Origin of the sequence: Candidatus Poriferisodalis sp., from assembly GCF_965205175.1 — a bacterium.
Taxonomy (GTDB): Bacteria; Actinomycetota; Acidimicrobiia; order Acidimicrobiales; family Poriferisodalaceae; genus Poriferisodalis.
In genome coordinates this window covers 499,331-523,829 of sequence record NZ_OZ242038.1, presented here as the reverse complement: position 1 = coordinate 523,829, position 24,499 = coordinate 499,331, and the positions used below count along the sequence as shown (strand labels likewise).

Genomic DNA, 24,499 nt, shown 5'->3' with positions numbered 1-24,499 from the left:
CGGGCAAAGTCAGGTGCGCACTGCGTCTGCGCCGAGCAGTTCGCGCATGGGGCCGGCCAGGTTGCCGGCGTTCACCCAGCGTCCTTCGGGCAGCTGCACCACCTTGTCGCCGATCCGCAGGTGTACCGGCGCGTCCCCCGGGCACTCGTTCAGCAGCTGCTCGAACTGTGCCAGCCAACGGTCGTCCATGTCGACCCGCTCGACATTCAACAACAGCGGCACCGTGCCCTTGCGCAGCGCGAGCGGCGCCAGTTCGCTGGCGAGGAACGTGGTGTCGCCTTCGCCGCGACGGTCGGGGCGTCCTCGCACGATCATCACGGCGTCCTCGGCCAGCTCTTCGCCTGCGGCGGCGAGCACCTTGGGGAACACCGTCACCTCCACCGCCCCCGTCAGGTCCTCGAGCATGAAGCGGGCCATCGGCTCGCCGCTGCGGGTAGGGCGGCGCTGGAGGCTCTGCACCACACCGCCCAGCGTTACCCACTGCTGGCCGCCGTCGTGTTCGGGCGGCAGATCGCCGAGGCCGCTCACCGTACAGGTCACCAAGCGGTGCAGCTGCGCTTCGCCGCCGCGCAGCGGATGGTCCGACACGTACAGCCCGAGCAGTTCCTTCTCCCAGGCCAGCGTGTCTCGTTCGCCGGCTTCGATGTCGGGAATCTCGATCCGCTCGTCGAAGGCAGAGCCGTTCGCACTTCCGTTGGCGCCGGCGTGGCCCGCGCCACCGGCGCCCGCGCTGCCGAACAGGGACTGCACGCCTGCTGCGGCCTCCTCACGCCGCCGCAGCGAAGCCTCGATGACTTGATCGAAGACGTCCAGCAGGCCCTTGCGGGTGTGGCCGCAAGTCTCGAACGCGCCGGCCTTGATCAACGACTCCACGAAGCGCCGGTTCAGCACCTCGCGAGGCATGCGCATGCAGAAGTCCTCGAAGTCCCTGAAGGGCCCGTTGGCGTTGCGCTCGGCGATGATCGGCTCGGCCACCTTCTCCCCGACGTTGCGCACCGCCGACAGCCCGAACGGGATGGAGCGCCCGTCGGTGGCAAAATCCAGCTCGGACCGGTTTATGTCGGGCACTAGCACGTCGATGCCGTGCTGACGGCAGTCGGCCAGGTACACGCCGGCTTTGTCGATGTTGCGCTTGGCGCCGGTCAGCACCGCGGCCAGGAACTCGGTGAGATGGTTGGCTTTGAGGTAGGCCGTCTGGTACGCGATCAGGCCGTAGGCGAAGGCGTGACTCTTGTTGAACGCGTAGTCGGCGAACGGCTCGATGATGTCGAACAGCTGCTTGCCCAGCTCCGCCGTGTAGCCCTTGGCCACGCTGCCTTCCACAAACTTGGTGCGGTGCTCGGCGATCTGCTCGCGGTTCTTCTTGCCGCAGGCCTTGCGCAGGTCGTCGGCTTGGGCCATCGAATAGCCGGCGATGTTCTGAGCCACCCGCATCATCGACTCTTGGTAGATCATCAGCCCGTAGGTCTCCTCGAGCAGCTCGGCGAGGTCGGGGTGCGGCGGAGTGGCCGGCTGGCGGCCGTTCTTGCGGTGCGCGTAGCTGTTGTGCATGTCGGCGGCCATCGGGCCGGGCCGGTACAGGGCGACCAGCGCGCAGATGTCCTCGAAGCGGGTGGGCGCCATCGTGCGCAGCAGGGCCCGCACCGGCGCGGACTCCAGCTGGAACACCCCCATGGTCTCGCCGGCCCGCAGCAGCTCGAACGTGGCGGGGTCGTCCAGCGGCACGGCGTCGATGTCGAGCCGCGAGCCTGAGCTGCGTTCGACCAGGCGGACCGTCTCCTCGATGATCGACAGCGTCCGCAGTCCCAAGAAGTCCATCTTCAACAGGCCCAAGTCCTCCACGCCGCCCATGTCGAACTGGGTGACGATCGGTGCGTCCGCAGGATCGGTGCCCGTGGGGGGCTTGCGCTGGATGGGCAGGTAGTTGGTGAGCGGTTCGGGGCTGATGACCACTGCGGCGGCATGCACCGAGTCCTGCCGGATGAGGCCCTCGAGTCCGCGGGCCACGTCCACCACCTCGCGCACCTCAGGGTCGGCGGAGTACATGGTGCGCAGCTCGGCCGCCGCTGCGTAGCCCTCCGCGTGGCGCTCGTCGCGCTCGAGGCAGGCGCCAAGCGGAGTGTCGCGGCCCATGATCAGCGGCGGCATGGCCTTGGAGATGCGATCGCCCAGCGAATAGGCCTTGCCGAGCACCCGCGCTGCGTCGCGCACGGCGGCCCGCGCCTTGATCGTCGAGAACGTGATGATCTGCGCGACGTGTTCCTCCCCGTAGGTCTGGGCCGTGTAGCGGATCATCTCGTCGCGGTAGCGGTCGTCGAAGTCGATGTCGATGTCGGGCATCGAGACGCGGGCGGGGTTCAAGAAGCGCTCGAACACCAAGCCGTACTTGATCGGGTCGAGCTCGGTGATGCCCAAGCAGTAGGCGACTGCGCAGCCAGCTGCCGAGCCGCGCCCGGGCCCCACCCGGATCCCGGCTTCGCGGGCGTGGCGGATGAGGTCCCAGGTGATCAAGAAGTAGCCGGCGAAGCCCATGTCGGCGACCACGCGCAGCTCATAGGCGATGCGCGCCGCCGTGTCCTCGGACAGGTTCGGGCCCCAGCGCCGCTTGGCGCCCTCGAACGCCAGGTGCTCCAGGTAGGCATCGGCGTCGGCGTGGGGAGCGGGCACGTCGAAGTGGGGCAGCAGCGTCCGCCCGAAGGCGATGTTGGTCTCGGCTTGCTCGGCGATGGCCAGCGTGTTGTCGCACGCCTCGGGAAACTCCCGGAACAGGGCCCGCATCTCCACGGCGGACTTCAGGTAGTGCTGATCTCCGTGGAATTTGAAGCGGTCTGCGTCGGTGCGCAGCGAACCGGTCTGCACGCACAGCAGTGCGTCGTGTGCGAGCGCGTCGTGCTGGTGGGTGTAGTGCAGGTCGTTGGTTGCGAGCAGCGGTGCGCCGAGGTCGCGGGCGATCTGCAGCAGCTGCGGGTTGCAGTCACGCTGGGCGCCGATGCCGTGGTCCTGCAGCTCGACGTACAGCGAGTCGCGTCCGAAGATGTCCTGCAGGCGACCGGCGCGGCGGCGGGCTTCGTCGTAGTCGCCGGCCAGCAGGGCTTGCTGGACGACGCTGCCGAGGCACCCCGTGGTGGCCACTAGGCCCTCGGCGTGGTCGGCGAACATGTCCCAGTCCATGCGGGGCTTGTAGTAATAGCCCTCCAGGAAGGCCCGGCTGGCCAGCTTGAGCAGGTTGCGGTAGCCGGCATCGCTGCGGGCCAGCAGGGTGAGGTGGTAGTAGAGCTTGCCGCCGCCCTCGCCGTCGTCGCCCGTGTCGTCGACCTTGGCGTTCTTGGCCCGGTTCCGGTTGGGCCGTTCGTGGCGGCTCTCGGCTGCCATGTAGGCCTCGGTGCCGATGATCGGCTTGACGCCCTGAGCCTTGCAGGCACGGTAGAAGTCCAGGACTCCGTACATGTTGCCGTGGTCGGTGATGCCCAGTGCGGGCTGCCCGTCCGCGGCCGCCGCAGCGACCACTTCGCCGACGCGCGCCGCTCCGTCGAGCAGCGAGTACTCGGTGTGGGTGTGCAGATGTACGAACGACGCCGCCACGTTCCTCCTCGTCTGGTGCCGCCGCGCCCGCGCAGCAGCCCGATGACCATAGACCCGCGCCGGCGCCGCACGCAGCAATTTCGAGCCGCCCACGCGACGCAGCCGACGTCGCAGCGACTACAGTTATAATCATCGCAGAATTAGTATTTCGATACAGGCTGTTCGCACATCGTGAGGCCGGACATGAAGATGCCTCAAGCGCCGCCCGACCTGCAGCCGCTCCTCGCTGAGTTGGCGAACAGCGGCGACGCGGAGACGATTGCGAGCCTGATGACCGCCGGCCGACCGGTCGATGGTCGGGGGCGCTACCTGCACTGGGATGACATGCGCTACCGCGATCCCTCTTGCGGCGCGATGCCTCGGGGCGCGACGCGCGACATGTGGTGGCTTGCAACTTGGCTGAGCCGTGGCGCGCTGCGCCGCACTCTGCCGTTGAAGGCGGTGGACGGCAGCCCGTTCAGCATCTGCATGGTCGATCCGGTCTGGGAGGCGCTGCACCGGATCGACCAATCGGCCTCCGGCGACCTGCTGGCCGAAGCGCCCTCGGTGGCGAAGGGGAACCGCGACCGCTACGTCGTCAGCTCGCTCATCGAAGAAGCGGTGGCGTCGAGCCAGCTCGAGGGAGCGAGCTCGACGCGCGCCGAAGCCAAACAGATGCTGCTGCGCGGCCGGGCGCCCCGCAACAAGAGCGAGCAGATGATCCTGAACAACTTCAGGGCCATGGAGCAGGTGCGCGAACTCGCCCATGCCGAGCAGCCTGTGACGATCGAGACCATCTGCGAGCTGCATCGAATCGTGACCGATGGGACGCTCGGCGATCCAGCCGATGCCGGTCGCATGCAGACCAGCGGCGAGACACGAGTGTGGGTCTCGCTGCCGGGAGCAGGACACCGGGAGCTGCGAGCGCATACACCTCCGCCTGCCGCAGAGCTGCGCGAGCGGCTCGCTGCGCTGTGCACATTCGCTGCTGGCGAGCGCGACGCGGGGTTCGTGCATCCGGTGGTGCGCGCGGTGGTGCTGCACTTCTGGCTGGCGTACGACCACCCCTTCGTGGACGGCAACGGCCGCTTGGCGCGATCGCTGTTCTACTGGTCGATGCTGCGTTCCGGTTACTGGCTGGCCGAATTCCTCGCCATCTCTGCGATCCTCCGGAAGGCACCGGCTCAGTACGCCCGTTCCTATCTGTTGACGGAGACCGACAGCAACGACGTGACGTACTTCGTACTCCACCAACTCGACGTCATCGAACGTGCCATCGAGGCACTGCGCGCGTACCTCAGGTCGAAGCTCGACGAGGTCCGCGAGGTCGACGACATGCTGCGCGGACGGCCCGAGTTCAATCATCGCCAACGCGAGGTGCTGGCAGCCGCGATGCGCGATCCCGGTGCCGACTTCGCCATCGCCGCCCATCGGACCAAACACGCGGTCACCTACCAGACCGCCCGCACGGACTTGCTGGGCCTACGTGAAGCCGGCCTGCTCGACACGCGACGGGACGGCCGGTCCTACCGCTTCTTGCCTCCTGTCGACCTAGCAGCACAAATTCGCCGCCTTGCCTCCGGGCGCTGACGACCGAACGCTGACGACCACTCCGTCGGACGCAATCCAACACATCTGCTGCGCCGGGCGAACTTCATGGATGTAGTACTAATTGAGTTATAATTGATGTCAAATTAGTAAGTCGAATTCCGATGTTCTCCGTATCGGCGCTCCGAGACGGGGCCAACTGGTGGCCCGGCGCCGAGCACTGCGCTTGAGCCCGCAGGTGGTGAGTTTTCGCGCCTAGTCGTCGCGAAAGGCGTTTGGACGGCGGCTCGCGGTGCTGCATCATGGACACATGACCGCTCAGCAGAGCGCGACGCGTGCGCCCGCCCGCGCAGACTTCGACGCGCAACACGACATCTCCGACGGGTCGGACCCTGACGGCGACCTCGACGAGACGATGGCCGACGAGCTGGACTTCGACCTCGGCACCGTGCTGCCGTGCGACGAGCTGAACAGCGTGCTCGTGGCCGACGACCCGCGCGCTGGACTCTGGGAGCTGGTGGACAGCGGCTGGGCGCACGAGCACCTGCCCGAACTGCCGGCGCTGGCGCTCGCGCAGGATCCGATCCACCGCCACAAGGACGTGCTCGCGCACACCATTGCCGTGGTGACCCAGAGCCCGCCGCGTCTGCGGGTGCGGCTCGGGGCACTGTTCCACGACATCGGCAAGCCGCTGACCCGGTCGTTCGAGCATGGCGGCGTGACGTTCCGCAATCACGAAGCCGTCGGCGCGAGGCTGACCCGCAAGCGCATGCCCAAGATGGGCTACGGCACAGAACTGACCGAAGAGGTCGCTCGCCTGGTGCATCTTTCCGGTCGCTTCAAGGGCTACGACACCGGCTGGACAGATGCCGCAGTGCGACGCTACGCCCGCGACGCCGGACCACTGCTGGGTGACCTGAACGACATGGTTCGCAGCGACTGCACATCCCGCAACGTGAAGCGGATCGAGGCGCTGCACGACGCACTTGACCGCTTCGAGGTTCGGCTCGCCCGGCTGGCACGCGAGCAGGCGGCCAAGCAGCTGCGCCCCGAGCTGAACGGCGACGAGGTGATGGCCCAGCTCGGCCTCCGACCGGGGCCCGAGGTGGGTCGTGCCATGAAGTTCCTGCTGGAGCTGCGGCGCATCGAAGGCGAACTCGGCACCGTCGAGGCGCGCCGCCGCCTCGACGCCTGGTGGGCAAACACCGGTGCCGCCGACGATGCGCGGGAGGATGCATGACTGGCACTAGCTGATCGACAGCTCGTCAGAGTCCGACGATTGGTGGGGGGCGGGTCAGCTGAGGCGGCGTTCGGTCAGGCCATTGGTGGGAGTCCAGGTCTCGACAACGAGCTGGCGATCTGCCACGCGTACCAGCACGGCCCGACAGATCGCGACCGTGAACAGTGCCAAGGCGGCGGGATCGTCGATCTGGTGCCGATGCCCGCGTACGAACAGGTCGACGTGCGCTGCGTCGGCCGGCACTGCACGGCCTTCGATTCGTGCATCGCCGGCCTCGAGCTCCTCGTCGGTGTCTGGTGCCGAGTGGAGGCCGAGACGCGGGTCCCGACGCAGGTCAGCAGCCTTCGCTGAACTGTGCTCCATGCCCAACCACATGTGCCCGTCACGGATCGGCGCCTCCATGCCGGACATGCGCGGCGCACCGTCGCGACGGACGGTGGCCATCACCGCATGTAGGTGGCTGGCGAAGCGCTGCTGCATGCGCTCAGCCAACGACTCACTGGCCGCGGCGAACGCCGCCCAGCTCACCCCGCTGATCGATGTGGTCACCCGGTTACCTCCGCGGCTCGTCCTGCGCGATTGTGCATCAACGCTGTGGCTACGGTCGGTCATCGTGCATCTGACCCGAACAGCACTGCCGGCAGGAATGCTGGCGGCGGCAGCGCTCTTGGCGGGCGCGTGCGGGTCTGGCCAGGACGATATTGGGGACAGCACCGCAGGCCGGCAGGCCGACGCTGCCGCAGTCGGCACGACGCCCGGCGTGACTGCGCCCGCGGCGTTGCGGACGATCCCGTCGAGCAAGCCGCCGAACAGCGACACCGCTGACCGGACCATCGCGGCAGATCCGTCGAGCAGCCTGTCGAGCAGCGAAACAGCACCGACACCGACAGCATCCTCGTCGACGACACCCCGGACGACGACACCCCGGACGACGGCACCTTTGCCGACCGATACGTCGTTGGTCGCGTCGCCGGTGCCGAAGAGGACCACCGCACCCCCGAGCAGCGCGCCGGCCGGGGACCTCGGCGCTGCCGACGCGCACGGTCGATACGTCTTGGTGCCGGTCGCTGAGGTGCCGGTGCCGATTGCGCTGGTCGCCAAGCCCGACACCGGCCAGCGCTACGTTGCCTCGCTGACAGGACAGATCTGGCTGCTGGACCCGCTCGACGGCAACCCCGCCGGCAACGCAGCAGCCACTGGCAGCGACCCCGACGACGGCCATGCAGCGGCCAGCGCTGCCCCGCTGCTGGTCGGCGACATCGGCTCATTGGTCAGCCAAGGGTGCGAGAACGGACTGCTCGGCATTGCCTTCAGTCCTGACGGATCGGACCTGTACCTCAGCTACACGGACGCGGCACGCAACTCCCGCATCGCTGCGGTGCCCATGGCGGGAGAGTTTCCCCGCATGGACCGCCGCCGGGTGTTGCTCGCACTCGACCAGCCCGCGTGCAACCACAACGGCGGCCACCTGGCCTTCGGGCCGGACGGGAACCTGTGGATCGGCTTCGGCGACGGCGGCGGAGCTGACGACGTCTTCGGCCACGGCCAAGACCGCTCCAGCCTGCTGGCCACCATCGTTCGCATCGATCCGAATCACGCGTCAGGGCAGGGCTATGGCATTCCCGACGGCAATCCGTTCGCCGGCAGCGGCCACGGAGCGCCCCCAGTGTGGGCATATGGGCTGCGCAACCCGTGGCGCTTCGCGTTCGACCGGCGCACCGGCGACCTCTGGATCGGCGATGTCGGCCAGAACCGCACGGAGGAGATTCACGTGCTGTCGGCCGCGGCGGGCTGGTCGCCGGGTGCCAACCTGGGATGGCCGCTGTTCGAAGGCAACGAACGCTTCAGCGGTGACGTCGACGGTGAGGCGCTGCCGGCGGACTTGGCGTTCCCGGTTCACACCTACGGCCACGACGAGGGCTGCTCGGTGACCGGCGGCTACGTCTACCGGGGCAGCGCCATGGCGGGACTCGAGGGCACCTACGTGTTCGGCGACTACTGTACAGGCGAGCTGTGGGGCCTGCTGCGCGGCCCTGACGGCGAGGCGGTGCCCATCAGTCTGGGTGCGTCGGTGCCGCGCAACACGCTCGTCTCATTCGGCGAGGATGCCGACGGCGAGATCTACGCGCTGAGCGCAGCCGGCACCGTGTTCCGCTTGGCGCCCGCGGCCCGGTAGCGCCCGCGCAGCCAAACAGGCCGCCGGCGTGGCCGCTCAGCGCTGGCCGGCCAGCGTGCGATTCTTGATCTTGGCCTTCAGGTAGTCGCGATTCATCAACGCGATGAAGTCCAGGCTGATCTCCTTCGGACATGCTTCGGCGCACTCGCCGTGGTTCGTGCAGGAGCCGAAGTACCGCTCCATTTCCTCCACCATCGCTTCTGTGCGCTCCCACCGCTGCGGCTGACCTTGAGGAATCAGGTTCAGGTGTGCCAGCTTTGCCGAGGTGAACAGCTGGGCTGCGGAGTTGGGGCACGCAGCCACGCACGCACCGCACCCGATGCATGCTGCCGCGTCGAACGATGCGTCCGAGGCCTCCTTGGGCACCGGCGTCAGGTTGGCGTCGCCTGCTGCGCCGGTGTTGACCGAGATGTAGCCGCCGGCCTCGATGATGCGGTCGAACGAGCTGCGGTCCACCACCAGGTCGCGCACCACCGCGAACGCCTTCGCCCGAAACGGCTCCACGGTGATCACCTCGCCGTCGGCGAACTTGCGCATGTGCAGCTGGCACGTGGTGGTGGCGGCCTCGTGACCGTGCGCCCTGCCGTTGATCATCAGGCTGCACGTGCCGCAGATGCCCTCGCGGCAGTCGTGGTCGAACTCGATCGGCACGCCGCCGTCGGCAACGAGCCGTTCGTTGATCGTGTCGAGCAGTTCCAGGAACGACATGTCCGCGCTGACGTCGGGAGCGTCGAACGTCTCGAACCGGCCCTTGGCTTCCGGCCCGTCCTGGCGCCAGATGCGCAGTGTGAGATGCAGGCCGCCGGCGCGGCCCGCAGCCGATGCACCGGCCTCCAGTGCGTCGTCGTGGGTGGGTGTCGTGGTGGTCCCGCTCACTTGTAGCTCCGCTGTGTCAATGCGACTTCTTGGAAATCCAGCTCCTCGGTGTGCCGGGCCTGCACCTGGCCGGGCCCGGTCCATTCCCATGCCGCGACATGCGCGAAATTCTCGTCGTCGCGCCGTGCCTCGCCTTCCGGTGTCTGGTGCTCGGCCCGGAAGTGCCCGCCGCAGCTCTCCTCGCGCACCAAGGCGTCGCGGGCCATCAGCTGAGCCAGCTCGAAGAAGTCCGCGACGCGCCCGGCTTTCTCCAAACTCGAGTTCAGGTTGCCGCCAGAACCCGGCACGCGCAGATCGGCCCAGAATTCGGCTTCCAGCGCAGGTATCTCTGACAGCGCCTTCTCCAGGCCTGCAGCGGTGCGCTCCATGCCGATGTAGTCCCACACGATCTTGCCCAGTTCTCGGTGGAACCAGTCCGCCGAGCGGGTGCCGCCGATGGTCAAGAACCGCTGCGTGGCGTCGGTCACCTCGGCTGTCGCTGCGGTGAACACGGGATCGTCCGTCGGCACCGTCGGCTCGCCCAGACGGGCTGCGAGGTCGTCGCCGATGGTGTACGGCAGCACGAAGTAGCCGTCGGCGAGGCCCTGCATCAGCGCCGAGGCGCCGAGCCGGTTGGCACCGTGGTCCGAGAAATTCGCTTCGCCGACGGCGTAGCAGCCCGGCACTGTGGTCATCAGGTGGTAGTCCACCCACAGGCCGCCCATGGTGTAGTGCGTCGCCGGGTAGATGCGCATCGGCCCCTCGTACGGGTTCTCGCCGGTGATGCGCTCGTACATGTCGAACAGGTTCCCGTATTTCGCGGCCACGGAGGCCTGCCCGTCGCGGGCGATGACGTCGGAGAAGTCCAGGTACACGCCGTTGCGCAGCGGGCCCACGCCCTTGCCCTGGTCCACCACGGTCTTGGCGTTGCGGCTGGCAACGTCGCGCGGCACCAGATTGCCAAAGGCCGGGTACTTGCGCTCGAGGTAGTAGTCGCGTTCCGATTCGGGGATCCGGCCGGCCGGCCGGGTGTCGTCGGCCTGCGAGGGCACCCAGATACGGCCGTCGTTGCGCAGAGACTCCGACATCAGCGTCAGCTTCGACTGGAACTCGTCGCTGGCCGGAATGCAGGTGGGATGGATCTGCGTGTAGCAGGCATTGGCGAAGAACGCCCCCCGCCGGTGCGCTCGCCATGCGGCGGTGACGTTGCAAGCCATGGCGTTGGTCGACAGGTAGTAGACGTTGCCGTACCCGCCGGTCGCCAGCACGACGGCGTGCGCTGAGTGCGCAGCGATCTCGCCTGAGACGAGGTCGCGGGTGATGATCCCGCAGGCTCGCCCGTCCTTGACGACCAAATCCAGCATCTCTGTGCGCGTGAAGAGTTCGACACTGCCTGCGGCAACCTGCTTGGCGAGGGCCTGGTAGGCGCCCAGCAGCAGCTGCTGGCCGGTCTGGCCGCGTGCGTAGAACGTCCGGCTGACCTGCGCGCCGCCGAACGAGCGGTTGTCGAGCAGCCCGCCGTACTCCCGCGCGAACGGCACACCCTGGGCGGCGCACTGGTCAATGATGTTGAGCGATACCTCGGCCAGCCGGTGTACGTTGGCCTCGCGGCTGCGGTAGTCGCCGCCCTTGACGGTGTCGTAGAACAGCCGATGCACCGAATCGCCGTCGTTGGTGTAGTTCTTGGCCGCGTTGATGCCGCCTTGAGCGGCGATCGAATGTGCTCGCCGGGGCGAATCGTGAAACGTGAACGCCTTCACTCGATAGCCCAGCTCTGACAGCGATGCGGCCGCGGAGGCGCCCGCCAAGCCGGTGCCCACCACGATGATCTCGAAGCGGCGCTTGTTGTTCGGGTTGACGAGCTTCATGGAGAACTTGTGGTTCTGCCACTTGTCGGCCATCGGCCCGTCGGGCACTCGGGCGTCGGGCATGCCGTTGGTGTCGGTGCCGGAGCTGTTGGCGTCTGCGTTGGCGGCGGGGGTCGTCATGGCCATCTCCGTGAGCCTTCTTCGTCAGCCTTCTCAGTGAGCCGTCGCTTGATCGGCAAGACACTCCAGCCCGGTGGTGTCGTTGACCGGGCAGTCCCGGTGGTCTTCGTCGACCAGGCCCGCTTGCACCAGGACTGGAAACGACAGGTTGCCGACCAGGACCACGCCGGCCAGCGCCGTGGCCAGATTGCGGCGCAGGCCGTTGTAGCGCGGATGGTTCACCCCGAGGCTCTGGAACATGCTCCAGGTGCCGTGGAAGATGTGGAGCGCCAGCGCCGCATTGGCCACGACGTAGAGGATCGCCACCGGCACCGCGGACAGCGACTCCACCACGTTGTGGTAGGGGTCTCCCCGCACGTAGTCATCGCCCAGCCACCAGCCCCACGTCAGGTCGGCCAAGTGAAACAGCACGTACAGGCCCACGATGGGACCCGTCCAGCGCATGGTGCGCGAGGCGTAGTTGGCGGCGATGTAGTCCCGCTTGGACTCGTACTTCTTGGCGCCGCCCACGAAACCCGCCCGGTCCGAGGCACGGCGGCTGCGCTCCTTGAGCGTGTACGCCGAATGCAGGTGTACTACGAACATCGCGAGCAGTCCGACCCGCATGATCCACAGCAGCAGGGTGCGGGGCAGCAGCCCGCCGCCGAGGTCGCGCAGCGTCTCGGCGTACTCGTGCATCCGCGCGGGACCTTCGTACAGGTGCAGGTTGCCGATCATGTGGACGATCACGAACCCCAGCAGCCCGATGCCCGTCCACGCCATGACCCACTTGCGGCCGATGGCTGACTGGTAGATGTTCAGCGGAAACGGCCACGGCCGCTTGGCAGCGAACACCGGTGCAGAACCGGCGGCCTGTGTGGCGGTCGGCGCCATGCGTTCCTCCCTTAGGCGGCGTGGAGCAGGTGAGTGGAGCAGGTGATGTGACGCAGTCGGCGTGATCGTGGGCGGCGGGATGCGGAGCGTCACCGCTCACTCGTCGCCTCACCGGGCCGCGCCGACGCCGTACGGTACTTGCGCGCTCGCTGCGGCGCTTACTGTGCCGTCGGACCTGTCGACACTCGTTGCGCCGCTCAGCTGCTCGTTCTTGAATGCCAGTACGTCGGGCGAGTCGGATCCGCCGCGCGCATGGCTTTGCGCATGATGCTGCGTGCGGTCGGAGAACGCCAGGGCTTGCGTGCAGGTCCCGCCGAGATGCCCATCGGCTGCCAGGCGACGATGCTCGGATGGTGCCCCGCTTGGTCGGCGGCGGCCGCAGCGGCACGGCCGGCCAGTGCGCGTCGGCTGCGATCGTCGCCGGCGAACACGCCGGGGTCGAGGCTGATCTGCTGGCAGATCACCGCGCCACGTGCATTCGCCGCTGCGTAGGCGTTGCGATGGTCGACCTGGTGCTCGACGGTCTCGGTGGCACCGAGGCCGTCCGGATGCTGCTCGCGGTTGACCACCAGCCGGCCGCGACGGATTGCCACGGTGCGGACCCCGATCGGCAGGCGCACGATGTCGCTGGGCTGGCCGTCGACGGCGACCGTGACCGTGATGCAGTACAGATCTTGTGCGCCCATGCCAGCCGGCCACCACAGCGACGGCTGTTCCAGCGCCACCAGCCACTCCAGCTCGTTGCGCCCTCGTGCCAGAATCTGGACCGATTCCGCAAGACCGTCGCCCAGAACCGCACGCTGTCGCGGACACAGCGCCGACGTGCCGCTCGCCCGAGCGCCAGCGTCGGTGTCACGCACAGCTTTGCTGTGGACGCCGGCACGGGCGCGGCCATCGGAAGCATCTGAGCTGCGGGATGCGACCGGAAGCACGGTGGTGGTGAGTTCGCCGCGATGGGTGCCGGCACTGTCGACGGTGGCGGTGATGCGCAGCACGGCGCGATCCGGGCTGGCCTCGATCACCAGGGCGCGGACTCGCTCGATGCGCGCAGGTCCCGTGCGCTGTATCCGCATGTCGGCGTTCTCCTGCTGGGGCACCCGAACGGCGCCGTGTCCGGCCTCGACGGCCGCAAGATGCTCGATGCCGGTGCGCAGCAGTGCGTCCACCTCGAAGGCGTGCTCCGCGTGGCGTCCGCGCAGGTCCCCCAAGTAGGCGCCGTCCAGCCACAGGTGACCCAGCTCGCACAGGCCGCCGGCAACCAGCCACCAGCGAGCGCCGCGCTGCGAGGTCGCTTCCACCAGCGACGCCACATCGGCCGGAAGCTCGAAGTGCCGCCGGTATAGGACAGCGTGCTCACCGGCGAGGCCGGCGTCGAGCCACCAGCGGCCCGGCGACGACGTCGCCTGCCAGCCGGACTCGTCGAGCGCGCGGTCTGCCACGGTCCGCCACTCCCCGGGCCCCGCCGCACGCACCAGCCACGTGCCGTCCAGCACCCTCGCCGCATGGCCGTCATCAGTGTCGTCTGCCGTGTCGCGCACCGACCTGCCATCTGTCGCCGTGTCGTCCGCCGACCTGCCGCTTGTCGCAGCGCCGCCCACCGAAGCACCGCTCGCTGTAGTGCCGTCCGCCAACGTGTCATCTATCGCAGTGCCGTCCGCAGGGCCAGCCGCCGATGCGCCGCACGTCAGCGACCACCCAGGCAGATCGATCCGGTCCATTCGGCGAAGGTACCGCCCCGCCCGCGCGTGCCCCGTACTGCGGCGCCGCACGCTGGCGGGCCGCGTACCGGGCCGGCTGAGCACGGCCGAGCGGTGCGGGCACGAGGCATCGAATCGGCGTTTGCGCACTAGGTTGCCGCCATGTGCCAACCCACGACGCTCGGCGAGCTGCGGACGTCCGGCTGGGTCTCCCGTCCGGTCAAGGAAGAGCTGCGAGCCAACGCCGCACGGGCCATTGCGGCAGCCGAACCGCTGTTCGCCGGAGTGATGGGCTACGAGAACACGGTGCTGCCTCAGCTGGAGAACGCCATGCTGGCCGGGCACGACGTGGTGTTTCTCGGCGAGCGCGGCCAGGCCAAGACCCGCATGATCCGCTCACTGGTCAACCTGCTCGACGAGTGGATGCCCTACATCGAAGGCTCGGAGATCTTCGACGACCCGTACCGCCCGGTCTCGCGCCACGCCCGCGATCTCGTCGCTGAGCACGGCGACGACACGCCCATTGCGTGGGCGCACCGCGACTCCCGCTACGGCGAGAAGCTGGCCACGCCCGACACGTCCATCGCCGACCTCATCGGCGAGGTGGACCCGATCAAGGTGGCCGAGGGCCGGTACTTGTCCGACGAGCTGACACTGCACTACGGGCTCGTGCCGCGCACCAACCGCGGCATCTTCGCTATCAACGAGCTGCCCGACCTCGCAGAGCGAATCCAGGTAGGGCTGTTGAACGTGCTCGAGGAACGCGACATCCAGATCCGGGGCTACAAGATCCGACTGCCGCTCGACGTGATGCTGGTGGCCACAGCCAACCCGGAGGACTACACCAACCGGGGGCGCATTATCACTCCGCTCAAGGATCGCTTCGGCGCCCAGATCCGTACCCACTACCCGCTCGACGTGGACACCGAGATGGACATCGCGGCGGCCGAGGCCCGACCGCTGGACCTGGCCGAAGTCGGCGGCAGCGGCGGTGCCGTGTCGGTGACCATCCCCGACTTCATGGCGGAGATCGTGGCGACGTTCAGCCATGTCGCCCGTGCCAGCGCCCAGGTCAATCAGCGCTCGGGCGTCTCGGTGCGCATGACCGTGACCAACACCGAGACACTGGCGGCCAACGCCACACGCCGGGCGCTGCAACGCGGCGAACAACACGTGGTGCCCCGCGTCAGCGACTTGGACTCGCTCATGAGCTCCACTGCGGGCAAGATCGAGATCGAGTCGTTGGAGGAGGGGCGCGACGGCAAGATCGTGGAAGCCATGCTGAAAGCGGCGGTGCTCGAAGTCTTCAAGAGCCGTTTCTCGTCGGACGAGCTGAGCGATGTGGTGGCCGGTTTCGACGAGGGCAAGGTGGTACACACCGGCGACGACTTGGGTTCGGACGCCTACATGGACCTGCTGGCCGGCAACCAGGCGCTCGCGGTGGCGGCGGAGTCGCTGGTGGCGGCCTCGGCTGACGCCGACTTGGCCAGCAGCGCGGAGGAGGGCATCGCTCCAGCAGTGCTGGCCTCTGCGGCGGAGCTGGTGCTCGAGGGGCTGCACCTGTCGAAGCGGCTCAACAAGGAGCATGTGGGCGCTCGGGCGACGTATCGCTCCCGCACATGATCCGCCGCGGCCGCCGGCGCCGCGCCGGCCGTGAGGGCGCCCGCTTCCGCTACTCCGCGTGGGACGGCACCCAGGCTGGCTTCGAGTTCGACGCGGACAGCCTGTTCGCGGAGATGACCGACGATCTGCTGTACCACGGCGATCTTCACGCCGCGCTGCGACGCCTCATGCAGCAGGGCTTCACGGACGCCCACGGCAATCGGCTGGAGGGTCTGCGCGAGATGATCGAGCGCCTGCGCGAGCGCCGCTCGGAGCTGCTCGAGCGGTTCGACCTGGGCGGCGTGTACGACGACATCGCCCGCGAACTCGACGACATCACCGACACCGAGCGCGAGGCGCTGGCGGAGTTCGAGCAGGACGCCGCGGACAGCGCGGACCCGAGGCGACAGGAGACCGCGGCGGCCAGCGCCGCCGAGCGCAACCTGCAGCTGGACATGCTGCCTCGGGACTTGGCCGGGCGGATGCGCGGCCTGCGCAGCTACGACTTCGAATCGCCGGAGGCTCGCGAGCAGTTCGCTGAGCTGGTCGAGCGGTTGCGTCAGCAAATCGCCCAGAGCTACTTCGACCAGATGACCGGGGCCATGGGCAACATGAGCCCCGAGGACTTGGCACGCACCAAGGACATGATGGCCGAGCTCAACCGGATGCTCGAACAGCGCGCCCGCGGCGAAACACCGGACTTCGACGCCTTCATGGACCGCTACGGCGATTTCTTCCCAGAGCAACCCCAGACGCTCGACGAACTGCTCGAGATCATGGCCAAGCGCATGGCTGCTATGGCGTCGATGATGAACTCGATGACGTCCGAGCAGCGTCAGCAGCTCGCAGAGCTGGCCGCGCAGTTCATGGACGACATGGATCTGCAGTGGCAGGCTCAGCAGCTCGCGCAGCATCTCCAGGAGGCGTTTCCGGAGGCGGGCTGGGGCCGCAGCTACTCCTTCGGCGGCGACGACCCCTTGTCCATGTCCCAGGCGGCCCAAGTGATGGCACAGCTCGGCGACCTCGATGAGCTGAGCGAGATGCTGCAGGGCGCCGTCAGCCCTTCGGCGCTCGCAGAGGTGGACCCGCAGCGGGTGCGCGAACTGCTCGGCGACGAATCCGCCGAGGCCCTCGAGCGGCTGAGCGAGCTGGCACGCATGCTCGAAGAATCAGGCCTCGCTCGTCGCAGCGAGGGACGTCTGGAGCTCACGCCGAGGGCGCTGCGCCGCATCGGGCAGAACGCGCTGGGCGACCTGTTCAGCCGCCTGACGGCCGACAAGTTGGGCCGTCACCAGGTGCGCAAATCCGGCATCGGCCACGAGCTGGCGTACGAGACCAAGCCGTACGAGTTCGGCGACGCGTTCCATCTGAACATCGAGCGCACGGTGCGCAATGCCGTCGCCCGCCAGTCGAGCGGCACCCCGGTGCGCCTGAGCTCGGAGGACTTCGAGATCGAACGGTCCGAGCTGTTGTCGCGGGCCTCCACGGTGCTGATGCTGGACCTGTCGCTGTCGATGCCGATGCGCGACAACTTCCTGCCCGCCAAGAAGGTCACGATGGCGCTGCACTCGCTGATCTCCACGCAGTTCCCGCGCGACTACCTCGGCATCGTCGGCTTCGCGGAGACGGCGCAAGAGCTGACCGCCGCCCAGCTGCCTGAGGTGTCGTGGGACTTCGCCTACGGCACCAACATGGCGCACGGCATGTTGATCGCCCGCCGACTGCTCGCCCGCCAGACCGGCTCCAAGCAGATCATCATGATCACCGACGGCGAGCCGACCGCTCACTTGACGCGCGATGGCCGACCGTTCTTCGCCTATCCGCCGGCGCGTGCAACCATCGAGGCCACGCTGCGCGAGGTGGTGCGCGCCACTCGCGAGGACATCCGGATCAACGTGTTCATGCTGGATCCGAACAGCTACCTGCGGGCGTTCGTGGAGAAGATGACCGAGATGAACGGGGGGCGGGCATTCTTCACCAGCCCGCACAACCTGGGCGACTACGTCCTGGTGGACTTCCTGGAGCACCGGCGACGCTTGGTGACAGGCGGCCGCCTGTAGCCGCGTCTCGCACGGACGTTGCCCGAATCGTGCTGCCTACGCATGCTGCTGGAGCGGAGGCGGCGCAGCGGACGCCAGGCGTGTGGTGTCGGGTCGCGCAAGGCCGCCGAGGACCATGTCTGCGAACTGTCGAGCCAGCTCGTTCAGGCGGAGTTCGCCGCTGGCGCGATACCAGCTGGCGAGCGAATTGAGCCCTGAGATCAGGATGCGAGCCAGCGCGCCCGCGTTCGCATCGCCTCGCAGCGAGCCGTCCGCTTGGCCTTCGACGAGCAGGCTCACCCACAGGTTGGCGAACTCGCGCAGCGGCACGGCAAGACTCTGACGTGTCTTAGGAGGAGACTCGTTGAAGCAGCGGATGTTGGCCACGGTGAAGCTGCTCTCGGCGACAATGCAGTTGACGTAGGCCACGATGGCCTCGGCCAGCCGGTCGGCGCCGCTGGCGCCGGGCCCCAGCGAGTCCAGCGCTGTGTCGATCGCGCAGCGGGCGTGGTCGATGCCGACGCGCAACACCTCTTCGACGATCGAGTCCTTCGAGTCGAAGTGGTAGTAGAGGCTGCCGGCTTGCATCTGCGCGGCGGAGGCGATGTCGGTCAAGGTGGTGGCGGCGTAGCCGTGGCACGACAGCAGGCGCGCAGCGGCGTCCAGAATGCGCGTTCGGCTGCGCTCCCCCTTGCGAACTCGCTCGCCATTGCCATCACTGCTGTGCAGGCTCTGTGACGTTGCTGGGCCGGCTGATGCTGGACTGGTGCTGTTCATGCCGCGGCAGACACTAGTACTGAACGAGCGTTCGATATCAACGATGCGATGCGCCGTCACCGGATGCGTCTTGGTGCGCTCATCTACACTGCGCGGGCCAGCCGGGCGACCGCCGACCGGCACCGCGGACCGACGATGTCCGCGGAAGCGGCGGGGTCCGCAGTGCCGAAGGCGCCAGCGAGGGAAGGCCGCAGTGAAGTTCAGCTTGTTCATGTACTGCACGATTGGCCGGCGTCATGAGCTGGAAGCCGGCCTCGCGGGGCTCAACAACGACTACTACCAGCGCATGCTCGGCGAGATCGCCGAGATCGCTCGCTTTGCGGACGCCAACGGCTGGTACGGCTTCGGTCACCCCGAACACCACCTGCAGATCGAGGGCTTCGAGATCTCCAACGACGTGAACCTGATGGCCGGCTGGATTGCGGGCCACACCAGCCGGCTGCGGCCGATCGCGTGCGGGTACGTGTCCACTACCCACAACCCGCTGCGCGTCGCCGAGCAAGTTGCAACCCTCGACCACATGACCGGCGGGCGGCTCTGCTTCGGCGTTGTCCGCGGCTACCAGCACCGCTGGGTGGACCAGTTCAAGATCCGCCCGGACCTCGCAGCGGTGGGCAAGTGGAATCGCGGCACCGATGTCGATGTCTACAACCGCCGCTTCTTCGAGGAATTCGTCGAGGTCGTGCTCACGGCACTGCGCCACGACACATTCTCTTACGAGGGAGAGTTCTGGCGCTTTCCCAACGACCGCCTCAACCCCCACACCCACACGGTGTACGCCGACTACGGCGCCGGCGTCGACCCCGACATGACCATCCGCGAAGTCGGCATCGCGCCGCGGCCGCTGCAGACGCCGCATCCGCCGCTGTACGGCGGCTTCACCATGTCGATGGACTCGGCGGTGTTCTGGGCGCGCTATGGCGGCACGCCGATCGTGCTGAGCGACAAGATGGACTTCTGCGAGGCGCTGTGGCAGGCGTACCGCGCTGAGGCCGCGCGCCGCGGCCTCGACAAGCCGCGCGGGCACGAGTGCGCCTGGGGCGGTGTCGCCGTCTGTGCCCCAACCGATGAGCAGGCGTGGGCGCAGTTCGCCGACATGGAGTGGTTCTGGAACCAGTGGGCTGTCCAGTTCGGTCAAGGCATGCCGCTGCCGCTCGTGGGCAGCCCCGACACGATCAGCCGCCAGATCGAGCAGGCCCGTGCGGTGCTCGGCATCGAGGAGGTGTTCTTCTTGATTCCCCAAGGCATCCACTCAGCGGATCAGATCAACGCGTCGCTGGAGCTCATCAGCGACAAGGTCATGCCGCGCTTTGCCTGAGCCTGCGGTCGTCACGCCGCGGGGCGAACTTGACCTAGCGGCGATCGCGTCGCTGGATGCAGCAGTGCGCTCGGCCTTGGCCGCCGCCGGGACACCGCCGAGGCTCGTCATCGACCTCTCCGACGTCAGCGTGCTGCACCCCGTCGTGCTCGGCGTGCTGCTCGACGCTCGGCGCAGCTGTCGACGGCGCGACGGCGCCATGGCGCTCGTCGTGACCACGTCCGAAGTCGCCGTGACACTGGCGACGACCGACGTCGAGGCGCTGTTCGAGGTGACCCCCGGCCTGCCCCAGGCCATGGCCCAGGTCTCGCGCTGCTGAACCGTCGCTGAGCGTTCTCCGGCGGCAGCCCGGAATCATGTCGGACTCATGGCAGTGCCTCGGCGATGCTGCCCTATCCTGTTCGCCCGTATGTCCGGCGCGGAGTATCTGTTCCAGCGGGAGACGTTCGCAGGCGGGGACAGGTGGCTGGCCCGATACGTCGCCCGGCCGATCCTGCGCTTCGTACACCGCGAGGTCGCCAGCAGCGCGCTGTTGCTGGTGGCTGCGACGGCGGCGTTGATCTGGGCGAACTCGCCGTGGAGCGACAGCTACTTCGATTTCTGGCACACCCAGATCGACCTCAGCATCGGCGGCTACCACATCCATCCGCTGTCGCTGGAGGCCTTCGTCGACGACGGGCTGATGGCGTTGTTCTTCTTCGTCGTGGGCCTGGAGATCAAGCGCGAGTTGGTCACCGGCTACCTCTCGAGCGTCCGCGCCGCGACTTTGCCGGCGATTGCCGCCGTCGGCGGGATGGCTGTGCCGGCGCTGGCCTACTTCGCGTTCAATCCGTCAGGCGAAGCCGCCGCGGGCTGGGGCATTCCCACCGCCACCGACATCGCCTTCGCCGTGGGAGTGGTGGCACTGCTGGGATCGCGGGTGCCCCCGATCCTCAAGGTGTTCCTGCTGACGCTGGCCATCGTCGACGACATCGGCGCCATCGCCATCATCGCCATCTTCTACAGCGGCGACTTGAACCTCAGATGGCTGGCGCTGGCGGTCGGGCTCATCGTGGTGGTGCGGGCGCTGGCGTTGATGAAGGTGTGGGTGCTCGAGGTGTACTGGGTGGTCGGCGTCGTGATCTGGTACGCCACGCTGGAGTCGGGTGTACACGCCACCATCGCCGGGGTGGTGCTGGGCCTGATGACGCCGGCCAAGCCGCTGCTGGATCGGTCGGCGGCCCAGGAGATGGTGGATCAGCTCCCCGCCGACCCGCAGGTGGAACAGGTGCACCAGGCGTCGTTCCTGGTGCAGGAGTCGGTGCCGCTGACGGAGCGGCTGGAGGCCCTGCTGCACCCGTTCACCGCCTTCTTGATCGTGCCGGTCTTCGCGCTGGCCAACGCCGGCGTGCCGCTGTCGGTGGACACGCTGACCGATGCGGCCGGCTCGCCGGTCACCTGGGGCGTGCTGCTGGGCCTCGTGGTCGGCAAGCCGCTGGGCATCGCGGTGTTCACCTGGGTGGCCACTCGATTCGGTTTCGAGCTGCCAGAGGGAATGAACTGGCTGCAACTGGTGGGCATGGGCTTCGCGGCCGGCATCGGCTTCACCGTGTCGATCTTCATCACGCGACTGGCGTTCGACGACGGTGCCAGCATTGCCATGGCCAAGATCGGCATCCTGGTGGCTTCCGGTGCTGCGGGCGGCGCCGCGCTCGTGCTGCTGTGGCTCTCAGGCAGGCGCGGCGCGCACACCGAGGTGCCGCCCGAGCAGCACCAAGCACACGAAGGCCAGGCCCACGACGACGTCTCGGCTGTGAAGCGACCGTGAAGCGACCTTGGAGGTCCACGTGACTGCTGTTCCCTATCTGGCTCTGATCGCCTCTGCGCTGGCGCTGGCACTGGCGTACTACTTCGCCAAGGTGGTGCTGGCGGCTGACCAAGGCACCGAGGTGATGCGCGAGATCGGAGCGGCGATTCGCGAGGGTGCCATGGCCTTCCTGCGCCGCGAGTACCAGTGGGTGTCGGTCTTCGTGGCAGCCATGTTCGTGCTGCTGCTGGTGGTGCCTATCGACGGTCGTCCGGCTGCCAGTTTCGCCTACCTGATGGGAGCGGTGCTGTCGTCGGTGGCGGGCTTCATCGGCATGCGCATCGCGACGGCTGCCAACAGCCGCACCGCCAATGCGGCCCGCGACGGGGCCGCCAAGGCGCTGCCGCTGGCATTCAAGGGCGGCGCAGTGATGGGCTTCAGCGTTGCCGGGCTGGCGCTGTTGGGCATCTCGCTCAACTACCTGCTGTGGGTGAAGTGGCTCGGCGTCGACCAAGCGTTCCAGGTCGTCGCGGCTTTCGGGCTGGGGGCCAGTTCGATCGCGCTGTTCGCCCGTATCGGCGGCGGCATCTACACCAAGGCAGCAGACGTGGGCGGCGACCTGGTGGGCAAAGTCGAAGCCGGCATTCCCGAGGACGATCCCCGTAACCCGGCCACGATCGCGGATGCCGTCGGCGACAACGTGGGCGACGTGGCCGGCATGGGTGCGGACCTGTTCGAGTCCTACGCCGGGTCGATCGTGGCGCCGGTGGTGCTGGCTTCACTGCTGGTGCCCGTGTTCCTCGAAGGCGACAGCTTGGCCGGCAGCTTCGGCGACGCCGAGGGGCTGCTCATGTATCCGATCCTCATCGGGGCGCTCGGCATGATCGCCTCCATCATCGGCGCGCTCTTCGTGCGGGGCCGCGAAGGCCGCAGCCTGTCGGGACAGCTGCACGCCGGCCAGTACGTTGCCATGGCGCTCACGGTGGTCTTCGCTGTCGTGGGCACCTTGGTCCTCTTCGGCGGCAGCCCCACCGTCGGCGGCTACGAGCTGAGCGCACCGATCTTCTTGGCGCTCACGATCATCACCGGCCTGCTCGGCGGATGGGCCATCGGCTTCACTTCGGAGTACTTCACCTCAGAGCACTTCGGCCCGGTGAAGGGCATCGCACGCCAGTCAGAGACGGGACCGGCCACGGTGACCATCGAGGGCATCGCGCAGGGCAAGCTCTCGACGCTGCCGGCGGTGGTGCTGGTGGCCGCGATGATCGGCCTGTCGTACCTGTTCGGCGGTTTGACCTTCGGCGAAGCCGGCGACGTCATCGGCTTGTACGGAGTGGCGCTGGCTGCCATCGGGATGCTGGCAGTGACCGGCGTCATCGTGGCGGTGGACGCCTACGGACCGATTGCCGACAATGCCGGCGGCATTGCCGAGATGGCGGAACTGCCTGCCGAAGTGCGCACCGTCACCGACAGCCTCGACTCGTTGGGCAACACCACTGCGGCGGTGGCCAAGGGATTCGCGGTGGGTTCAGCGGCGGTGACGGCGCTGGCGCTGTTCAAGTCGTTCAGCCTGACCGCGGGCAGCGACGTCAACCTCGACATCAACGAGACGGCCGTCACCATCGGGCTGTTCCTCGGGGCCATGACCCCGTTCATCTTCGCTGCGCTGACCATGTCGTCGGTGGGCCGCGCGGCTCAAGCCATGATCGTGGAGGTCCGTCGGCAGTTTGCGGAGATCCCGGGGCTGCGCGAAGGCAAGCCGGGCGTGAAGCCCGACAGCCGCCGCTGCGTGGACATCTCCACCCAGGCGGCGCTGCGGGAGATGCTCCTGCCCGGCGGCCTGGCGGTGGTGCTGCCGCTGGTGATCGGGTTCATCGACGTGAACGCGCTTGGCGGCTTCCTGGCCGGCGCCGTGGTGACCGGCTTCCTGATCGCCATCTACATGGCGAACTCGGGCGGCGCGTGGGACAACGCCAAGAAGTACATCGAGGCCGGCGCCCACGGCGGCAAGGGCACCGATGCGCATGCCGCCGCAGTCGTGGGTGACACCATCGGCGACCCGTTCAAGGACACCTCAGGGCCCGCGATGAACATCCTCATCAAGGTGATGACCATCGTCAGCCTGGTCTTCGTCCCGGCCTTCCTGTAGAGCTGGCTCAGCGGCTGTCTGCTGGCTTGGCGCGGCCGCGTGTTCGCTGGTCTGGCTTGCAGCGGCCTCGTTTGAGGTCGCTTTGGACTGTTGGCGCCGGCGCAGCGTGACCAGCGCCGCAAGCGCCAGCAGTGCGCCGGCCACGATCGCGCCGATGGCCGCCGGCCCGAGGCCGCTTCCGGGTGCCGTCTCGACGAAGAGCGTCTCGGGCAAGCTGTCCGCCTCGCCGTAGTCGAGTTCCCACGTATAGGTGGACCGGCGCGCCGAGTCCGCATTGTGCTCGACGGCATCACCGGGCAGCTTCACCGAGATCGTCAGCGTGGGGGCCTCGTAACCCCAATCCGGCAGCGAGGCCAGCTCCCCGTCGGTGGCGCCCATGGTCTCTTCGAGTTCGTCTCCGCTGAGGCTGAAGCGCCAGCCGTCGTTGTCGAGACGGCGGAGGCCGAATCCGTCCCCTTCGGACATCTCGGCCAGGACTGCCTCGGCATCGGCCGCGTCCCACGAACTGGTTTGGGTGACGACGCAGTCACCGCCGTCGATGAACGCCTCGGCAGTCCACGACAAAGCGCTGATGCCCACGTCCAAAGGCTCGGCGCCTGCCTCTTCGCCAACTTCAGCACACAGACGCTCGACGTCGATGTTCTCGCCGAGTGTCGCCTGCTCCAGCAGGGCGCCGTCGTAGTTGATCGTCAACGACATCGAACCCGAGCCGTCGTCGTGGACGACCAGATCTATCTCAGCGTCGACGCAAGCCGTCGACACTGCGGCGATGGCAGTCGCGACCATCAGCGCTCGCAGCGCCGTGCCCCGACGCGACCGGGAACCACGGGACGGGCGCGAATCTGCTGCTGCTGACATGGTGCGACAGTAACCCGCAGTACGCATTCGGG

General features: G+C 67.9%; 17 protein-coding genes. 9 read left to right on the top strand and 8 right to left on the bottom strand.

The features are described from left to right. Positions 1-9 precede the first annotated feature (9 nt). Positions 10-3,582: a DNA polymerase III subunit alpha gene (dnaE, locus tag ACOGI4_RS02180; RefSeq protein WP_419842322.1), complete on the bottom strand. Its 3,573-nt coding sequence runs from the start codon at positions 3,580-3,582 to the stop codon at positions 10-12. 183 nt (positions 3,583-3,765) lie between these two features. Between dnaE and ACOGI4_RS02175 the strand changes: the two genes are divergently transcribed. Both ACOGI4_RS02175 and ACOGI4_RS02170 read left to right on the top strand, forming a co-directional pair. After that, positions 3,766-5,151, top strand: a complete 1,386-nt coding sequence (locus ACOGI4_RS02175; RefSeq protein ID WP_419842321.1) for a Fic family protein — start codon at positions 3,766-3,768, stop codon at positions 5,149-5,151. A 268-nt stretch (positions 5,152-5,419) separates the two neighbouring features. Beyond that, positions 5,420-6,349: an HDIG domain-containing metalloprotein gene (locus ACOGI4_RS02170; protein WP_419842320.1), complete on the top strand. Its 930-nt coding sequence runs from the start codon at positions 5,420-5,422 to the stop codon at positions 6,347-6,349. Between the two features lie 54 nt (positions 6,350-6,403). On the opposite strand, the gene ACOGI4_RS02165 is transcribed toward ACOGI4_RS02170, so the two are convergent. Beyond that, the gene (locus ACOGI4_RS02165) at positions 6,404-7,450 is read right to left on the bottom strand and encodes a pyridoxamine 5'-phosphate oxidase family protein (protein WP_419842319.1); all 1,047 of its coding nucleotides are present in this window, start codon (positions 7,448-7,450) and stop codon (positions 6,404-6,406) included. On the opposite strand from ACOGI4_RS02165, the gene ACOGI4_RS02160 reads away from it, so the two are divergent. Next, positions 7,428-8,525, top strand: coding sequence for a PQQ-dependent sugar dehydrogenase (locus ACOGI4_RS02160; RefSeq protein WP_419842318.1), 1,098 nt, complete (start codon positions 7,428-7,430; stop codon positions 8,523-8,525). The two genes, ACOGI4_RS02165 and ACOGI4_RS02160, sit on opposite strands and share 23 nt — an antisense overlap. 36 nt (positions 8,526-8,561) lie before the next feature. Here ACOGI4_RS02160 and ACOGI4_RS02155 read toward each other — a convergent pair whose 3' ends face one another. From ACOGI4_RS02155 to ACOGI4_RS02140, 4 genes are all read right to left on the bottom strand, one after another. Beyond that, the gene (locus ACOGI4_RS02155; RefSeq protein ID WP_419843064.1) at positions 8,562-9,323 is read right to left on the bottom strand and encodes a succinate dehydrogenase/fumarate reductase iron-sulfur subunit; all 762 of its coding nucleotides are present in this window, start codon (positions 9,321-9,323) and stop codon (positions 8,562-8,564) included. Between the two features lie 74 nt (positions 9,324-9,397). Next, complete coding sequence (locus ACOGI4_RS02150) at positions 9,398-11,311, bottom strand: fumarate reductase/succinate dehydrogenase flavoprotein subunit (protein ID WP_419843063.1); 1,914 nt, start codon at positions 11,309-11,311, stop codon at positions 9,398-9,400. Between the two features lie 90 nt (positions 11,312-11,401). Next, positions 11,402-12,241, bottom strand: a complete 840-nt coding sequence (locus tag ACOGI4_RS02145; protein WP_419842317.1) for a succinate dehydrogenase cytochrome b subunit — start codon at positions 12,239-12,241, stop codon at positions 11,402-11,404. A gap of 197 nt (positions 12,242-12,438) precedes the next feature. After that, a complete protein-coding gene (locus tag ACOGI4_RS02140; RefSeq protein WP_419842316.1) occupies positions 12,439-13,959 on the bottom strand; it encodes a hypothetical protein in 1,521 nt (506 codons plus the stop codon). A gap of 141 nt (positions 13,960-14,100) precedes the next feature. Between ACOGI4_RS02140 and ACOGI4_RS02135 the strand changes: the two genes are divergently transcribed. Both ACOGI4_RS02135 and ACOGI4_RS02130 read left to right on the top strand, forming a co-directional pair. Further along, the gene (locus ACOGI4_RS02135; RefSeq protein ID WP_419842315.1) at positions 14,101-15,561 is read left to right on the top strand and encodes a sigma 54-interacting transcriptional regulator; all 1,461 of its coding nucleotides are present in this window, start codon (positions 14,101-14,103) and stop codon (positions 15,559-15,561) included. Continuing rightward, complete coding sequence (locus ACOGI4_RS02130) at positions 15,558-17,600, top strand: vWA domain-containing protein (protein WP_419842314.1); 2,043 nt, start codon at positions 15,558-15,560, stop codon at positions 17,598-17,600. Before ACOGI4_RS02135 ends, ACOGI4_RS02130 begins: the two co-directional genes overlap by 4 nt. A 36-nt stretch (positions 17,601-17,636) precedes the next feature. On the opposite strand, the gene ACOGI4_RS02125 is transcribed toward ACOGI4_RS02130, so the two are convergent. Then, the gene (locus ACOGI4_RS02125; protein ID WP_419842313.1) at positions 17,637-18,356 is read right to left on the bottom strand and encodes a TetR/AcrR family transcriptional regulator; all 720 of its coding nucleotides are present in this window, start codon (positions 18,354-18,356) and stop codon (positions 17,637-17,639) included. Between the two features lie 193 nt (positions 18,357-18,549). Between ACOGI4_RS02125 and ACOGI4_RS02120 the strand changes: the two genes are divergently transcribed. From ACOGI4_RS02120 to ACOGI4_RS02105, 4 genes are all read left to right on the top strand, one after another. Then, entirely contained in the window at positions 18,550-19,674 is a 1,125-nt protein-coding gene (locus tag ACOGI4_RS02120) for an LLM class flavin-dependent oxidoreductase (protein WP_419842312.1), read from the top strand. Continuing rightward, positions 19,667-19,993, top strand: coding sequence for an STAS domain-containing protein (locus ACOGI4_RS02115; protein WP_419842311.1), 327 nt, complete (start codon positions 19,667-19,669; stop codon positions 19,991-19,993). Before ACOGI4_RS02120 ends, ACOGI4_RS02115 begins: the two co-directional genes overlap by 8 nt. Before the next feature lie 90 nt (positions 19,994-20,083). Further along, positions 20,084-21,481: a Na+/H+ antiporter NhaA gene (gene nhaA / locus ACOGI4_RS02110; protein WP_419842310.1), complete on the top strand. Its 1,398-nt coding sequence runs from the start codon at positions 20,084-20,086 to the stop codon at positions 21,479-21,481. 19 nt (positions 21,482-21,500) lie between these two features. Further along, positions 21,501-23,609, top strand: a complete 2,109-nt coding sequence (locus ACOGI4_RS02105; RefSeq protein WP_419842309.1) for a sodium-translocating pyrophosphatase — start codon at positions 21,501-21,503, stop codon at positions 23,607-23,609. Here ACOGI4_RS02105 and ACOGI4_RS02100 read toward each other — a convergent pair. Then, positions 23,535-24,467: a hypothetical protein gene (locus ACOGI4_RS02100; protein ID WP_419842308.1), complete on the bottom strand. Its 933-nt coding sequence runs from the start codon at positions 24,465-24,467 to the stop codon at positions 23,535-23,537. The two genes, ACOGI4_RS02105 and ACOGI4_RS02100, sit on opposite strands and share 75 nt — an antisense overlap. Positions 24,468-24,499: the final 32 nt, after the last annotated feature.

Bases quoted from the DNA above. Each gene is read 5' to 3' on its own strand.
- ACOGI4_RS02125 (WP_419842313.1), bottom strand. From the start codon at position 18,356: ATGAACAGCACCAGTCCAGCATCAGCCGGCCCAGCAACGTCACAGAGC.
- ACOGI4_RS02175 (WP_419842321.1), top strand. From the start codon at position 3,766: ATGAAGATGCCTCAAGCGCCGCCCGACCTGCAGCCGCTCCTCGCTGAG.
- ACOGI4_RS02130 (WP_419842314.1), top strand. From the start codon at position 15,558: ATGATCCGCCGCGGCCGCCGGCGCCGCGCCGGCCGTGAGGGCGCCCGC.
- ACOGI4_RS02150 (WP_419843063.1), bottom strand. From the start codon at position 11,311: ATGCCCGACGCCCGAGTGCCCGACGGGCCGATGGCCGACAAGTGGCAG.
- nhaA (WP_419842310.1), top strand. From the start codon at position 20,084: ATGTCCGGCGCGGAGTATCTGTTCCAGCGGGAGACGTTCGCAGGCGGG.
- ACOGI4_RS02140 (WP_419842316.1), bottom strand. From the start codon at position 13,959: ATGGACCGGATCGATCTGCCTGGGTGGTCGCTGACGTGCGGCGCATCG.
- ACOGI4_RS02170 (WP_419842320.1), top strand. From the start codon at position 5,420: ATGACCGCTCAGCAGAGCGCGACGCGTGCGCCCGCCCGCGCAGACTTC.
- ACOGI4_RS02145 (WP_419842317.1), bottom strand. From the start codon at position 12,241: ATGGCGCCGACCGCCACACAGGCCGCCGGTTCTGCACCGGTGTTCGCT.
- ACOGI4_RS02100 (WP_419842308.1), bottom strand. From the start codon at position 24,467: ATGTCAGCAGCAGCAGATTCGCGCCCGTCCCGTGGTTCCCGGTCGCGT.
- ACOGI4_RS02135 (WP_419842315.1), top strand. From the start codon at position 14,101: ATGTGCCAACCCACGACGCTCGGCGAGCTGCGGACGTCCGGCTGGGTC.